13 protein-coding genes are annotated in these 14617 nt (G+C 52.6%); 10 read left to right on the forward strand and 3 right to left on the reverse strand.

Features of this window, described 5'->3' with window-relative positions:
- Nucleotides 1-67: 67 nt before the first annotated feature.
- From RC85_RS08915 to RC85_RS08925, 3 genes are all read left to right on the forward strand, one after another.
- Nucleotides 68-2998, forward strand: a complete 2931-nt coding sequence (locus tag RC85_RS08915) for a protein kinase domain-containing protein (RefSeq protein WP_160148074.1) — start codon at nucleotides 68-70, stop codon at nucleotides 2996-2998.
- A gap of 194 nt (nucleotides 2999-3192) precedes the next feature.
- Nucleotides 3193-4116, forward strand: coding sequence for a M28 family peptidase (locus RC85_RS08920; RefSeq protein WP_068261443.1), 924 nt, complete (start codon nucleotides 3193-3195; stop codon nucleotides 4114-4116).
- Between the two features lie 33 nt (nucleotides 4117-4149).
- Nucleotides 4150-4497 (forward strand): hypothetical protein, encoded by a 348-nt coding sequence (locus RC85_RS08925; RefSeq protein WP_068261370.1) that lies wholly within the window; start codon nucleotides 4150-4152, stop codon nucleotides 4495-4497.
- Nucleotides 4498-5279: 782 nt separating this feature from the next.
- On the opposite strand, the gene RC85_RS08935 is transcribed toward RC85_RS08925, so the two are convergent.
- The 3 genes from RC85_RS08935 to RC85_RS08945 all read right to left on the reverse strand — a co-directional run bounded on the left by RC85_RS08935 (nucleotide 5280) and on the right by RC85_RS08945 (nucleotide 7850).
- Entirely contained in the window at nucleotides 5280-6179 is a 900-nt protein-coding gene (locus RC85_RS08935; protein WP_068261446.1) for a DUF1573 domain-containing protein, read from the reverse strand.
- Between the two features lie 270 nt (nucleotides 6180-6449).
- Nucleotides 6450-7106: a Maf family protein gene (locus RC85_RS08940; RefSeq protein WP_068261449.1), complete on the reverse strand. Its 657-nt coding sequence runs from the start codon at nucleotides 7104-7106 to the stop codon at nucleotides 6450-6452.
- Between the two features lie 48 nt (nucleotides 7107-7154).
- On the reverse strand, nucleotides 7155-7850 hold the full coding sequence (locus tag RC85_RS08945) for a DUF3467 domain-containing protein (protein WP_084422499.1): 696 nt from the start codon (nucleotides 7848-7850) through the stop codon (nucleotides 7155-7157).
- Nucleotides 7851-8097: 247 nt separating this feature from the next.
- Between RC85_RS08945 and RC85_RS08950 the strand changes: the two genes are divergently transcribed.
- The 7 genes from RC85_RS08950 (at nucleotide 8098) to RC85_RS08985 (ending at nucleotide 14611) form a co-directional block, all read left to right on the forward strand.
- Nucleotides 8098-9339: a DinB family protein gene (locus tag RC85_RS08950; protein ID WP_068261375.1), complete on the forward strand. Its 1242-nt coding sequence runs from the start codon at nucleotides 8098-8100 to the stop codon at nucleotides 9337-9339.
- Between the two features lie 330 nt (nucleotides 9340-9669).
- Nucleotides 9670-9969 carry a hypothetical protein gene (locus RC85_RS08955; protein ID WP_149752643.1) on the forward strand — a complete coding sequence of 100 codons (300 nt, stop codon included), beginning with the start codon at nucleotides 9670-9672 and terminating at the stop codon, nucleotides 9967-9969.
- 492 nt (nucleotides 9970-10461) lie between these two features.
- Complete coding sequence (locus tag RC85_RS08965; protein WP_068261383.1) at nucleotides 10462-10890, forward strand: TadE family protein; 429 nt, start codon at nucleotides 10462-10464, stop codon at nucleotides 10888-10890.
- A 43-nt stretch (nucleotides 10891-10933) separates the two neighbouring features.
- Nucleotides 10934-12109, forward strand: coding sequence for a vWA domain-containing protein (locus RC85_RS08970; RefSeq protein ID WP_084422500.1), 1176 nt, complete (start codon nucleotides 10934-10936; stop codon nucleotides 12107-12109).
- Between the two features lie 22 nt (nucleotides 12110-12131).
- Nucleotides 12132-12596 (forward strand): TadE/TadG family type IV pilus assembly protein, encoded by a 465-nt coding sequence (locus RC85_RS08975; RefSeq protein ID WP_068261390.1) that lies wholly within the window; start codon nucleotides 12132-12134, stop codon nucleotides 12594-12596.
- A 50-nt stretch (nucleotides 12597-12646) separates the two neighbouring features.
- Nucleotides 12647-13774, forward strand: a complete 1128-nt coding sequence (locus tag RC85_RS08980; protein ID WP_068261392.1) for a phosphatidylinositol-specific phospholipase C1-like protein — start codon at nucleotides 12647-12649, stop codon at nucleotides 13772-13774.
- 174 nt (nucleotides 13775-13948) lie between these two features.
- A complete protein-coding gene (locus RC85_RS08985; RefSeq protein WP_068261395.1) occupies nucleotides 13949-14611 on the forward strand; it encodes a carbonic anhydrase family protein in 663 nt (220 codons plus the stop codon).
- The last annotated feature ends 6 nt before the right edge of the window (nucleotides 14612-14617 follow it).

A 14617-nucleotide genomic window follows, 5' to 3' on the forward strand; every position in this document is an offset into this window, starting at 1 on the left:
TGCAACATTTCACCGTCTCGGATACATTCGGGAATCCCTGGGCCGCAGGCTGCGTACGGAAAAACCGATGAACTCTCCACCAGCATCCGACTCGCTTCTTCCCGATGAATCTGACGATTCCATCGACGAACCTGATTGTTACGAAACAATCATGGCAGCCTTGCATGACGAAGACGAAGGTGCGGTGTCAAAAGACGGCTTGACGCCAACCATCGACACGGGTGAAGAAATTTTAGACCAGACGCTTCAGGTCTCTGGCGATGGCACCGTTCCTCACACCACTCCTGGCCGAGTTCATTCAACCAACAAAGTCACCAGCGGTTCTGCATTGCCAGATCGGGTTGGCAAGTTTGCGATCAAGCGTGAACTTGGACGCGGCGCGTTCGGGGTTGTCTACCTGGGCTACGACGAAGAGCTGCAGCGAAACGTCGCGATCAAGGTTTCGTTGGTTTCTGATCCGACGCGGCAAGAGAAGCTGAAAACGGAGGCCTCCAAAGCGGCACAGATCGAAAGTTCGGGCATCGTCCCGGTCTACCACATCGGAACGACCGATCAGGGCTTGGTATTTATCGTCCACAAGTTTATCCCCGGCTGTTCGCTACGCGACGTGCTCAAGCAAGGTCCGATCTCGCCGTCGCGTGCCACCGCGTTGATGCGTGATCTTGCGATCGCAATGGCTCCGGCTCATCAACTAGATATTCTTCATCGCGATCTCAAACCCGACAATGTTCTGATTGATGAAAAAGGCAATGCTTGGATCGCGGACTTTGGGCTGGCAATTTCAGAGAACGAGCAAACTTCGCAGCGCCGGGAACTCGCCGGTACACCACCCTACATGTCGCCTGAACAGATTAAAGGTCGCATTGATTTCTTGGATCCGCGTTCGGACTTGTGGGCCTTCGGTGTCATGTATTACGAGCTGCTCTCGGGAAAGTTGCCGTTCCGAGGCAAGTGCCGAGCGTCGTTGACCGAGCAGATCTGCGAACGTGACCCACGTCCGTTGCAGCAGTATGCTCCCAAAATTCTGACAGACGAAATCAACCAAGTTTTCGCAAAGGCTTGTGCCAAACAGCCTTCGGATCGTTACTCGACGATGGTTGAATTTGCAGAAGCCTTGGATGACCTGCTTGATGTTGGGCTAAGCGACCAGAACATCCTCGGCGAATCGACCGAAGATCGTTTCGGCGATGACGACAGCGATTTTATGCCGATCCGATCGCGATCGAGTTCTCAATTGTCGCGTGGATCGCTTTCCCGAAAAAGTTACCGCAGCAACGACGCCAAGTTTTCTAGCAGCGAACTGTCGGTCGGTGGGCATCGCCAGAGCTTGTCGATGATGTTGCTGGGCGGATTGTTGGTTGCCTGCTCGATCGGGGCAGCATTGTTTTATGCAAAAGGTTTCGCTGAACCCGAACCAGCGCTGACCGCCGCGGCGAACATCGAATCGGTGATCCCGGAACTGAAACCATCTAAACCAGCGGAGGAAGCTGTCATCGGAGACGGCGATGAGGTAGATGAGCCGCCACTCGATCCTACAGAAATTGTTGATCCAATTCCCACTGCCCCAGAAACCACTGTCCCAGAACCTAGTGCCCCAGAACCTAAGCCGCTGCCGAGTGGATCAAAAAACGACCCGATGGTCGTCGTGGCCGACAGCACGGGATCGCATTTGACACTTGCCGCCGCAATCGCGGACGCTCCGCCCGATGGTTTTATCCAGTTGAAACCCGGTATCTACAAAGAATCCCTGTTGATCGATAAGCCGATTACGATCACCGGACCTCCGCATGCCGCGGGCGACGATTTCAAATGCATTTTGCGAAACGATACCGACACACTGATCCGAGTTGACAGTGAACAGGGTACTGTTTCACTTCGTGGAATCAGCATCGTTGGTAAAGGGACCAAGATGACCAACGAATTTAATGCCGTCGAAGTCGTCGCGGGCACGTTGATCATTCAAGACGTGGATTTGACCACCAGCAGTTTTAACTGCGTCAAGGTTCGCACCAACGCGATTTTCGGGGCACAAAATTGTCGGTTCTTTGACTCACGAAAAATCGCGGTCTCAGCCAAAAATCACGCTGAAGTGCAATTGGTTGATTGTCAGTTCCAAGGGTCCGGGGTTGAGTTGATTGGTGGCGGAGGCAAGGTTGCGGGTTGCGAGTTCTTTGGCGCACGTGGCGTTTGGTGCCAAGACAATGCGTCCGCCGTGCGGATTAGCGGATGCAAGTTCGACAACGGCACCTCTGATTCGGTCGCCGCTTTGCAGGGTGCGAAAGTGGTTTTGAAAGACTCGGAGTTTTTGCGTGGCAATAAAGCGATCCAAGTCATCGGTGGTGATGTTGTCGTGCAAGCTGGCTGTTTAATCAACGACTACACCGTCGCTGCGTTTGTCTCTTCTGGATCTTTGCAAATCGAATCGGCGGAGATCCTTGAATCTGGCAGTTCGGCTTTTCAGGTGGCGGGTTCTGCGAAGGTCAGTATCAAAAACTGCAAAATCGAAGGAGCATCGGCGTTTGGAATCGACATGGTTTCTGGATCACTGGAAGTCACCGGAGGCTCGATTGCGGGATGCCGCACGGGCTGCATTAATTTGGACGCTGCGGAAGATGACGCTGATGAAGATAAACCGGTCAATCCTCTGCAAGCATCTTTGGCCGACTGTACGCTTTCCAGTCCGAACGTCGGCATCGCGATTCGCAGCGGTGACGTTTCACTCGACAATGTCAAATTTGACAGCGGTGGCAAACAAGACGCAGGTATCGGAATGTTCGTCGATGGCAGTAAGATTGACCAGGAAACAAATCCAGTCATCGTTCGCATGGGTGACGCCATGACGTTTTCGGACGCATTGAAAATAAGCGTGTTTGCAAAAGGGAATGCGATACTCGATGTTCCCGAAAAAATGCAAATCAGTTTGCGAGACACTGCAAAATTATTGCCACCAGCAAGATACAAAGATCCAGCCAATACTACTGAGACCGAATCAGAATGAATTCAACGAAGGAAAGAGATCAACAGGATGTTAGCGATTCCCCACGTCAATCCAAATCGGCTGTATCGATGAAGCAGAAAAGCGAACCTGGAAATGAAAACCAGTTTCCATCGCAACAGCCGGCCAGGAAATCCAGCCTGTTTGTATTCGCTGCGACGGTTTTAATCCTCGGCGGGGCCGGGCTTATCGGCTGGATGGGCGGCTGGTTTGAAAAAGCCGGCCCGCGTGGTCAGCCACCGACCCTGAAGCCGATTCCATCACAATATGATCCCGATCGTGTGATGGGTTACATGCTTCGGCTGTGTGAATTTGGACCAAGACCGTCCGGCAGTCCAGCGATGAAGGCTCAGCAAGATTACTTGCAGGAATTTTTTGTCCAGCGTGGTGCCAATGTTTCTTTCCAGCGATTGGAAACACGACATCCCGAAACGGGATCGCCTGTTCCGCTGGCAAATTTGATCGCTTCCTGGGGGCCTGATCGGCCAAAACGTTTTTTGCTCTGCGCCCACTACGACACGCGGCCCTATCCGGACCAGGATCGCGACAACCCCAAGGGCGTTTTCATCGGTGCCAATGACGGTGCCAGTGGAACCGCCGCGCTGATGGAAATGTCGCATCAGTTTGCGTCGTTGCCAGCGGATATTGGTGTGGACGTTGTTCTGTTTGACGCCGAGGAATTTGTTTGGCAACAAGGTCGCGACGAGTACTTTTTAGGGTCCGGTTTCTTCGCGGAAAACTACAAAGCCAATCCTCCGGCGGTGCCGTATCAAAGCGGCGTGCTGCTAGACATGATCGGCGACCGTGAATTGCGAATTTACTACGAACAAAACAGTCTTCGTTATGCTCGCGACGTAACACGCAGCATTTGGAAAACGGCGCAGCGATTGGGCGTGCAGGCGTTTGTGCCACGCGCTCGCCATACAATTTCGGATGACCACATTCCGCTGAACCAGATTGCGAAAATCCCCACGACTGACCTGATCGATTTCGATTACCCTCGACCTGGCATCGGTGCCCCGTCTTATTGGCACACTGAAAAAGACATTCCCGAAAACTGCAGCGGCGAATCGATGGCTGCAGTGGTTTGGGTGGTCCATCAATGGATCTTATCGCAATGATGGAAGGCTCTGCATGATGGATGGTTCAACATGATGGATGGTTCGACTGGCGGCAGCCTCGTCTTGGCGATGACAATCATTGGCTTCGCAATTTGGCTACAGCGAAATGAGGAACACACCGATCAGAACGGTTCATCGGAATCGGAGCTCGATCGTGTTTATCACCGCGCCAGGTCAGCTTCGCGAAAGCGAACCAATCGATTGATCGGTTTTAGCGGCTTGCTAATTTTGGCGACCGCATTCATTAGCAACCCGATCGCGTGGATGTCGATCTGGTTGCTGGTGATGATCAGCCTATTGATCGTGATTGGATTGGCAGGAAAAGACGCCGTCCGCACCTACCGCTACCACCAAAAAAAGCTAGACGAAGTCCGTATGTAGACCGGGTCGTCGTCTAGGAACTGTCCAGAAACAAGTTCCGTACTTGGCGAAATCTTTCGTAGCTGGGCCCGCCAGGGTTCAGTCGGGTACAGCTCAACGCCGTGAAGGGTTTCCAAACCGTTTAACCGCGTGGGCATCGCCCCGAGGGTGCTTCGCACGGTCAGGGTGCTTCGCACGGGGGCGGGGTGCTTCGCACGGGGGCGGGGTGCTTCGTACGGGGATCGCGGTAGGGACGGCCATCGCTGGCCGTCCCTACCGCGATCCCCACGCGAAGTGTTTTCCCAACCCCGAAACCCGAGTCTGACCCCTCGCGAAGCGTTTTCCTACCGCGATCCCCACGCGAAGTGTTTTCCCAACCCCGAAACCCGAGTCTGTCCCCTCGCGAAGCGTTTTCACTAACTCCATAGGCGTTTGCTTGCGGTTCGCATCGATGACTACGCGAATCTGATCTAAGATCAGACAATGAACCGTGATAGCTTCGGCAAGCATTGGCCGCGCCGCTAGCCAATGAATACTTGAAGGTAAAACCAAGGCATCTACTTTGGCGGATGCCGTAACTCGCTGGGGCTCGCTACGGCCTACTTGATAGACGGTTTTCGTGAACGGATTGTAGGCCGTAGCGAGCCCCAGCGAGTTACGGCAATCCAGCAGGTGCTTCGCACGGGGTCTGACTCGGGTTTCGGGTTTTAGGGTCAAGCGATTTTCAATTCGCTTCACCCGATTCTTGATCGCCGGAAGTAGGCCGGAACAATCGGAGCGAAGTTCCGGCAATTGCGTTGGCGTTATTTGACTGTCCCGGTCACCACGCATGACGCCGATTTGTCGCCTTCCAAATCGGTGACAATTCGGACCTCTTGCGAGATCGAGTTGTCGGTTCCGTCGCCGATGTACCGCATCTTTACAATGTGGACCTTCTTGCTGCCGACGGGAACTTCAAACTCAAAACGTTTGTCGGCACAGAGGACATCAGCGACTTTGAACGGTTCTTTTCCGCGAACGACCAATTTCTTTTCGGCTTTGCCATCACGCGAAGTCGTTCCCAAGCTGACGGACGCGGGAAAAACGCTAACGGTTGGTTGGATGGTTCCTGAGATCGCCATTTCGGTTGTCGGGAAACTGCGATCGTTGCTGATCAAAGTCAATCGCTCGCGAATTTCGCCTTCGGCCATTTGGTCATCCATTTTGACGACCATCCGATAGCGGACCATTCCGGGCGTTCGTTGAACGGGTGACAAACGAGCTTTCAGATTGGAACAGTGACTACGTACATCGACAATTTCCCAGTTGGAATTTCCCGTGTGTGTAATGATCACTTCGCGTTCGCCTGATTCACCAGACCCCATTTCGCCAAACGAGACTTCGGGCGGATCAAAGGTGATGTCGGTGCGAATGAAACCGCTGACTTTTAACTGAACTTCGGCATAAGTCGGCCGATCAAAAACGACGGTCAGCGTGGCAGATTTCTGGCCGATGAACGTGCTGGTGTTAAACGTCGCCACCACTGCCGACTTTTCGTATGTTTTGACGGTATCTTTGGTCACCGTCGGCGTCGTGCAACCACAGCTCGTTCGTACCGCCGAAACATGCACGTCTTCTTCGTACAGATTGGTAAACTCGAAGTGAAACTCACTCTTGGTTCCACGTCCAACGATTCGAAAATCGTGAGACCGTTCCTTGAACATTTTTTCCGCCCAGGTTTGAGCGGAAGCGGCAGTCGAGTTCAGGCATACAAAACCCAACGCAATCAAAAGAGTGCATGCGAATCTGAAACTTGGAAATCGCAACATTCCTGCGTACCGTTTGCGAGTAATTTGTTAGTTGATACCGGTTAGTTGGTCCGTAGAAACCGAAACATAGCAGGGAACACTAAAAAACCAAACTGCTGGCCTGTTTCTTAGCTTGTGTTCCTGACGCCTTCTTGGAAGAGGCAGATCTGATTCGCCGCTACTGAATCAAATCAATTTGTCGGACGTTTCGGTTGAACCGGTATTGATGGTTTCGGCTAGTGAGTCAAAATTTTCCAGTAATTCCGCGAATCGCTCCATCGGAAGTCCAACAACGTTGCTTTCGCTGCCCTGATTGAGAATTTGAATCCAGTCATTTCCGTCTTGGTAGCCAAATGAGCCTGCCTTGCCCTCCCAAAGCGAGGTGTCCAAATATCCACTCAACATTTCATCGCTCAGCTCGTCCATCATTAATTCAGTGCCGACCACATCAACGACGCACTTTGCCTGCGTGACCGACCAAACGCAAATTCCGGTGAAGACATCATGTTGTCGTCCAGAAAGAGTTTGAAGCATTGCCTGGGCGTGGTCGCGATCGCGAGGCTTACCGAGAATTTGTCCTGAGCAAGACGCGACGGTGTCGGCGGCGACGATCAATCCACGATCGAATTTCTTCGCCACGTCAGCAGCTTTTCGGTATGCAAAGCGGCGGACCATCGCAGCGGCAGTTTCACCACGAACCGTTCCCGATTCCGCTTCATCGCTTGCGACTTGAACCGCGAAATCGTAGCCGGCCGCTTTCAACAATTCAGCACGTCTCGGCGAACCGCTTGCCAGAATCAAGGGTTCGTCAGTCGGAAGTTCCGCTCGCGGCAGATCTCGCATCAAAGGCAGCATGAGTTGATTCCTGGGGTTGCTTACGGCTGGCCAGATCTAAGTTTGGGACTCGTCTTCATCAGGATCATCCGAGCCCGGTGCTTGCGAATCGCCTAGTTGATCGGGATTGTCATCGTTCTTCGTTGGCGGCAATCCCAATCGTCGCTGTTCGAGTTGTTTGACAGCTCCCTTGAGCGATTCAAGCAGACGCGGAATCTGGCCAGCCGCGACGAACACTCTTGCGCTGACGGCGGATTGCGGGAAAAAACTGGTCAGGAAATCGAGACCAAATTCGCTAGCGCCGTGTCCGATCATGACTCCGTTGGCATAGACGCCGCTTAACACATCATCAGACATCTTTAGGTCGTCGTAGATTTCCTGCGGAGTCGGCCGTCGTTCTTGGTTTTGTCCGGGGGGATTCGCCGGTGGGGCAACCGGTTCACCGAATCGAGTTTTATAAAGATCCAGGTTCGTATTGAGTGCTTCAATAAACTGCGGCATCACGGGATGAGGAATCACGACGCGTTTGGCAAGCTTATGTGGTCGCCCGATCGTTTGCAGAAAGTCCACAATGAACTCACTTGGCCCCGTCATCACGATCGCACCGGTGCTGAAGCAACCATCACCGATATGGTCCGGCACTCGAGCTCTGATTGCATGATTCGGCTGGCCTGGATTGTTGCCTCGGTTGTCATCCGATGGCGGCCCAGGCGGATTAGGTTCAGGAGGATTCGTCGGAGGTTCCGATGACATGTCGATTGGGTCCAAAAGGCAAGGTCAGATGTCTTGTAACAAAGTCTAATGTCGATCGGAGTTTTGACGAAGCCGTCTAATCGGTGACTGCCGTCCAAATCGCTGAGTGCCGTCCAAATCGGTGAGTTCTGGGAAGTAGGCCATGTTTAGCAGAGCGAAATACGGAAAAACGTGACAGTTTCAACTGGCAGGCCCAGTGTGTAGAATCGATTGGATACCAACCTATGTCCTATCAAGGTTCCATTGCATGTTTCGCGTTATCGTTCTGTCGTCGCTGTTCGCTTCACTCTTGTTAACAGCCACCCTGAAGGCGAACACCGGTGATCCAATCGCGATTCAACGATGGCCGGGCGAAGAGTTGACGATTGAGACTTTTTCGGGGCTTCGTTTGCTGATTCAATCTGAAACCGGCGAACGACTGACCGATCAGAACGCCGACATCACGCTGTTGCCAGGCGAGACCTGTGATCATCACCTGTATCGAAAAGCCAACGAAGAGCATCCGATTTGGCAGCGGACTTCTTCGAAGCAAGGCGTTCCGCCGAACGCTGTGACTGTGCGAAGCGTTCGATTGTGTCCCGTCGATCAAACGACCGTGCTGTTCATTGAGGTTGACGGAATTTCGATTTTGATCGTTCCGCCTCGTTGGGTGGATGGTGAATCGGCCTACTCCAGCGAAGAAGTCGTTTCCGCTGATCTGTTAATCCTTCCAAGTACCGATCCCGAAAATCTTTCTTCGCCGAGCATTCAATCACTCGTTGCGGCTCTTAAACCACAATCGATTTTGCTAAGTGGGCTAGATATCGATGATGATTCTTTCGCTGAAGTCGCCGAAGCGATCTTTCCAAACGCAAAGCAACGTACGATTGAGCACAACGCTTTGGCGATTCGCCATCAAGAGGACTACCAGAAACAAAAGTCATCGATTGTTCGTCTCAGCAGCAAAGCCTGGGAAATGCCAGAAGAAATCGACGAACGTTTTCAGGCAATGGAAACAGCATGCGACTATTCCCAGCGTGTCCTAACGCAATTGTCGACCAATCGGATGAACTTCAAGCCTTCCAACGGTACCCACACGCCGCGATGGAACGCGGAACACATGATGGGGCGACAACTGAAATTCTTTTCCAAAATCTATTACTCGATCGATCCGATGATTCCAATCATGGATCTAAACCCGGCCCAGATGCCCGATGATTACGTGCCAGCACACCCGACTTGGGATGGAGCCGAAGAAGCACGGCAGATTAAGCGAGTCAGTCAGTTTTGCAGGCGATTCGCATACCTGCTTGATGGCATGTCGCTGGACGACAAACCGCCCGCGGTACGTTGGCCGACCTTGGGTGCGCTGCTGGAAAAGATGGAGAGTCATTATCAAGAACATACAGCAAACGTGGTGAAGAAATTCGAGCTGCCCGATTGGCCCGCCGAACAACCCAGCGTCCACGCAACCGCACCGCCCATCACCAAACCTGTTTTGGTTCCCTAGGAATTGTCCAGAAATAACTTCATCAGATTCGATTCCCCCCAAATCCCAACCCGAACGCGTAAGCGAGGGATTTACGCGTCAAACGAGATCCATCGCTTACGCGTTCGGGTTGGGAAATCGGGAAGTTATTTGGTGCCAATTTCGTAGTCGCGTTTTAGAAAGCGGGATTATTCCGACGGATCTATCCGGCACGCCTGCAACGATTCTGCGGAGCGAAGTATGGCGAAGGTTCGTCTAGCTGAGCATTCTTTGCGGCTTGGGCGAACAAGATGGCGTACGTTTCAACGTTGTCCGTATTCTCGCGAGCGAGTTGATTGAATGTTGTTCCGAATGATCCTTACTGTTTCGATGACGGTTGGTGTGCTGCAGTCCTACGCCGATGCCCAGAACACTCATCGTCAACATGTCAATCAATCCGCGATTCAATCGCGACGCGGACTGCCGATTGTTCATTACGGTTACGGCTACGTTTATGATCCGTATGCTCGCGGGACTTTCGAGATGCAAGACCCTTTGAAGGATCCTCTCTTTCAGGCACAGCACAAGTTCGACAGTCGATTCCCCGGTCGATATTCACCCAGTCAGAAACGTCGATATCAACAGAATGTTTGGCGGATGTTTCAGCGCTAAAGTGAATGTTAGGAACATGCGACTTTTTATAGTCGCCTTTCGCTCGGGACGTCGCATCAGTTACTGCGAGTTAGGCCCGGAGGGCCGGCAGCTCCCTGCCGGGTGCGCGAGCACCCGGATGGCTGCCCCGCATCAAAGTGAGATAGAACGCTGCCATCCGGGGATTTACATCCCCGGCAGAGAGCTTCCGTCCCGCCGGGACTATTCACCAGCGTTATGATCGCGGATCGATCAAGCTCGACTGAACCCTGGCGGGATCGGCTGCGGGCAGGTCGCGGGCAACCTCTGTAATCGTAAGCGGAAAGTGCGAAATCCGACTAATCGATACCAGCGGAATTCTCGCATCTTCGATCCTTCGCATTAGTGAACTTTTGATCTTCACCGATCGCAGACAATCCGTGATGCAACCTAGGTTTTCCATAAGGTCTCACTGCTGACTCTGCTAACAAACGTGGTTTGTAATCAGCTTGCAACCAACATCGATGATGTTCAATGATAAAGCTCACACGACGACAACAACGCAACCGAACCAACTTCTCGCACCAACGCCGCACGGGTGTTGCTGTTGTTGAATTGGCGATTTGTCTTCCCGTGATCGTCGTGATTCTGATGGGCACAATCGAAGCTTGCCGAATGATTCAGATCAAACAGGATCTGTCGGTCGTCGCCTACGAAGGTGCTCGAGTCGGTGTGATTCCGGGCTCCACCGCGGCGATTGTAAACTTCCAATGCAATCTGTTGTTACAGGATCGTGGAATCAATGGATACTCGGTCGCGTTAAGCAATGATCCGGCGACCATGGATCGCGGCGATCGATTTACGGTCACCGTTAACGCGGGTTGCAGCGAAAACTCTCTCGTCGGCGCATTGTTTTACAAGGGAAAAACGCTCACCGAATCGATGGTCATGCGGGCCGAATAGATCCATCGGATAATCACTTATCGATGAATGCAAAGAAATTCAAATGCAAATCAATACTTATCTAAAAACTAGCTGCTGCTTCACCAACCACATTGGATCAACCTTTTTTGTTGCCACTGCGTCTAGGCGTCGTGGAACCACGATGGTCACGGTGCTGGTGATGTTACCCGTGCTGTTCATTCTAGCGGCGATGGCGATCAACTTGTCGCACATTCAAGCTGTGAATACGAAAACACAGATGGTTACCGACGCCGCGACTCGCGCAGCCGGCAGCGTGTATGCATCGACCGAAGACAAAACAGCAGCGATCGCCGAGGCGCAATCGATTGCGGGTGCAAATTCAATTGAAGGCATCACGCTGTCGCTCGCACCAACAGACTTTCAATTTGGTGTCAGCACACGATCGGCTCCCAATCAGCCCTACACTTTCACGCCCGCGACGGTCGGCAATTCAGTTCGGCTGTCAACCAATTCGTTCGCCGCCGGTGCTGGCCCCGCATTGAAACCGGCATTCGGAGTCTACGGGCAAGACTCTGACATCCGCCCCGTCTGCAAAGCGACTCACACGCAAATGGCATTGGATGTCGCCATCGTTGTTGACCGAAGTGGTTCGATGAACTTTGCCGCTGACGAAGATTCCGAAGCTGGCTTGCCGCCGGCGACCGCACCAGCCGGTTGGTGGTATAGCGGCCCCGTGCCACCGAATAGCCGGTGGTTAAATTTGGTGGTCGCCGTCAAAGGATTTTGTGATGAACTGGCCGACACCGTCAAAATCGAAAAAGCAGCTCTTTGCAGTTACCACGCAGACACCGCCACCAATGTCATGCTGACGCGAAGCTATCAGTCGATTCGAAACGAGTTGGATTACATGAGCCAAAACTTTGATGGTTCATCGACGAACGTCGGCGACGGAATCCTTGAAGGCATCGCGGCAGTCGAAGACACATTGCGAAACCGAAAGTGGGCAACCAAAGTTATCGTGCTGATGAGCGACGGACGACACAACACGGGGACCGATCCCTTGACCGCTGTTGACCAAGCCGTCGCCAAATCGATCCCGATTTACACTGTCAGCTTCAGCGATGAAGCCGACATATTGTTGATGCAAGACATCGCCGACCTCACCGGCGGCACTCATTACCATGCATCCAACGCATCCGAACTGAACGCAGCGTTCCGTGAAATCGCACGCAACCTGCCCTCCCTGCTGACTCAATAGATACAAACCAAGTTTGCCAATCATGAATCCTTGCAAATTTTCATTACAACAACGACGACGACGACAAAACAAGAACCGTGGCGCAGCGACCGTTGAATTTGCGATCTCAATCACAATTTTGATTCTGTTCCTGTTCGCGTCCGTCGAATTTGCTCGCCTAAGTTTGGTCAATCACGCCGTCAAGCATTCGTCATACTTGGCTGCCCGCCGAGCCATGATTGTTGGGGCCAACGCCAGTGATGCTGAAGACGCTGCGATCAATCACCTTAATGCAATGGGTGTTTCTAGCGGCAACGTCACCGTGAACCCCGCCGTTATCAATGACGAGACTGAAATCGTGACCGTGACTGTTAGCGTGCCTGTTGCGGGGAACAGTTGGATTTCGCCTGCCTATTTTGGCGGCGATATGACCGGCCGCACCCGTATGCTTGCCGAGCGTTCGGCGGGTAAGATGGCGTCCACGGTTGAGACGGCGATTGCACCTTAGTTCGGTTCGGCAACGTCCTTGCTTTCCCAAGCTTTGTTACACGTGTGCCAATGACGAATCTCGATACCAGTCGATTCTTGGTACTCTGCGCCGCGATCATTTCCAGCGTCGCGCATCTGGTTTGCGCTACGCCTTGCTTGGGTCAATCGAAAGATGTTGATGTTAAGGAACCGCTGCGACTGAATCAAATTCAAGTCATCGGTACTCATAATTCATATCATCTTGCGCCGCCCAAGGCAGTTCTTGCAGCGATTCGTTTGACCGACAAAAAGTCGGCGGAAGCCTTGGACTATTCTCACAAGCCGATCCACTATCAGTTGGCGGAAATCGGTATTCGGCAACTGGAGTTTGATATTTATGCTGACCCAGACGGTGGACTGTTTGCGAATCCGGTTGCCTATCAACCGAATCGCAACAGTCAAATAGCTGACCCAAACGCCGGAGGGATTCTGGAAAAACCGGGCTTCAAGATTCTCCATTCACCGGATTTCGACTACCGAACAAACAACGCGACGTTGGTCGGGGCACTTCGCCAGGTTCATCAGTTCTCGAAACGCAACCCGAACCACGTTCCGATTTTGGTACTGCTGGAACTGAAGCACAAAGTGGTGGGGCCGTCGTTTCTGAAAACGATTCGCTTTGATGAAACGCTGTTGGATCAAGTTGATGCTGAAATCCGATCGGTCTTTGGTGAGAATGAAATGTTGACACCGGATCTAGTGCGAGGAGCATACGCAACACTGCGGGACGCGGTGAAAAAGCAAGGCTGGCCGACGCTTGAGGAATGTCGTGGTCGAGTTTGGTTCGCGTTGGACAACACTGCAGTCGAGCGAACGATGTACTTATCCGGGCATGAAAACTTGCAAGATCGAGTCATGTTTGTTTCATCGCCGATCGATCATCCCACCGCCGCGTTCGTCAAGATCAACGATCCTGTCAGACAGTTTGATCAGATTGTCAAAGCAGTGAAGTCAGGCTTTATCGTTCGCACTCGCGCTGATGCTGAAACTCGTCAAGCCAGAAACAACGACACTCGGCGTCGCGACAAAGCACTCGGCAGTGGTGCTCAGTACATCAGCACGGACTACCCCGAACCTGACCCGCGTTTGTCGCCGTACTGCGTTGAATTGCCGGGCAATGCGGAGTACCGAACCAATCCGGTGAGCGGGCTGCGATGATTGCGTCCCTGAATTTGCAGGCCGGAATCAGCAATGAATAAGCAACACGCAGGTCCGGCAATCGCAATATCGCCCTTGAATTGCCAATTGCAGGCTACTCACACAGAGCGTCACTTTTCCATAGAATGCTGCGACACAGATTCCTAACGTGTTCCCTCTTCTTGGAGCCAAGTGATGGCAAAACCTCTGTCAACCGACCGAGATGGATTGATTGAAGAAGTCCTGACGAAAGAACAGCAAGACAAACTGACTCCCGCTAGCGTGGTTGAAACGCTGAAGGAAGGCAACGCTCGTTTTGTTGCCGGTGAAGTCACGGTCCGGAACCACAAGGCTCAGATTCGCAAGGCGGCGGTAAGCCAGTTTCCTAAAGCAATCATTTTGTCTTGCGTCGATTCGCGAGTCCCGGTCGAAGACGTATTCGATCGCGGAATCGGTGACCTGTTTGTCGCTCGAGTCGCGGGTAATTTCGTCAATCCAGATATCTTGGGTTCGATGGAGTTTGCGTGTCACGTGTCCGGTGCCAAAGTGATTTTGGTGTTGGGGCATGAGCACTGCGGAGCGGTCAAGAGTGCGATCGACGACGTCAAACTTGGCAACATCACTGAAATGCTGGCCAAGGTGATGCCAGCAGTCAAGCAAACCGAAGGCTTTGACGACGACCGTAGCAGCAAGAATGCAGACTTTGTTCACGCGGTCACCGAGCGGAATGTGCGAATGACGATCGACCGAATTCGCGACGAAAGCGAGATCTTACGTCAGATGGAAGATGACGATGCGATTTTGATCGTTGGCGCTGTCTATGACATGGACGATGGCACTGTTTCGTTTCTCGATTAAGAAAGA

It is taken from the genome of Rubripirellula obstinata, from assembly GCF_001642955.1.
Classification (GTDB): domain Bacteria; phylum Planctomycetota; class Planctomycetia; order Pirellulales; family Pirellulaceae; genus Rubripirellula; species Rubripirellula obstinata.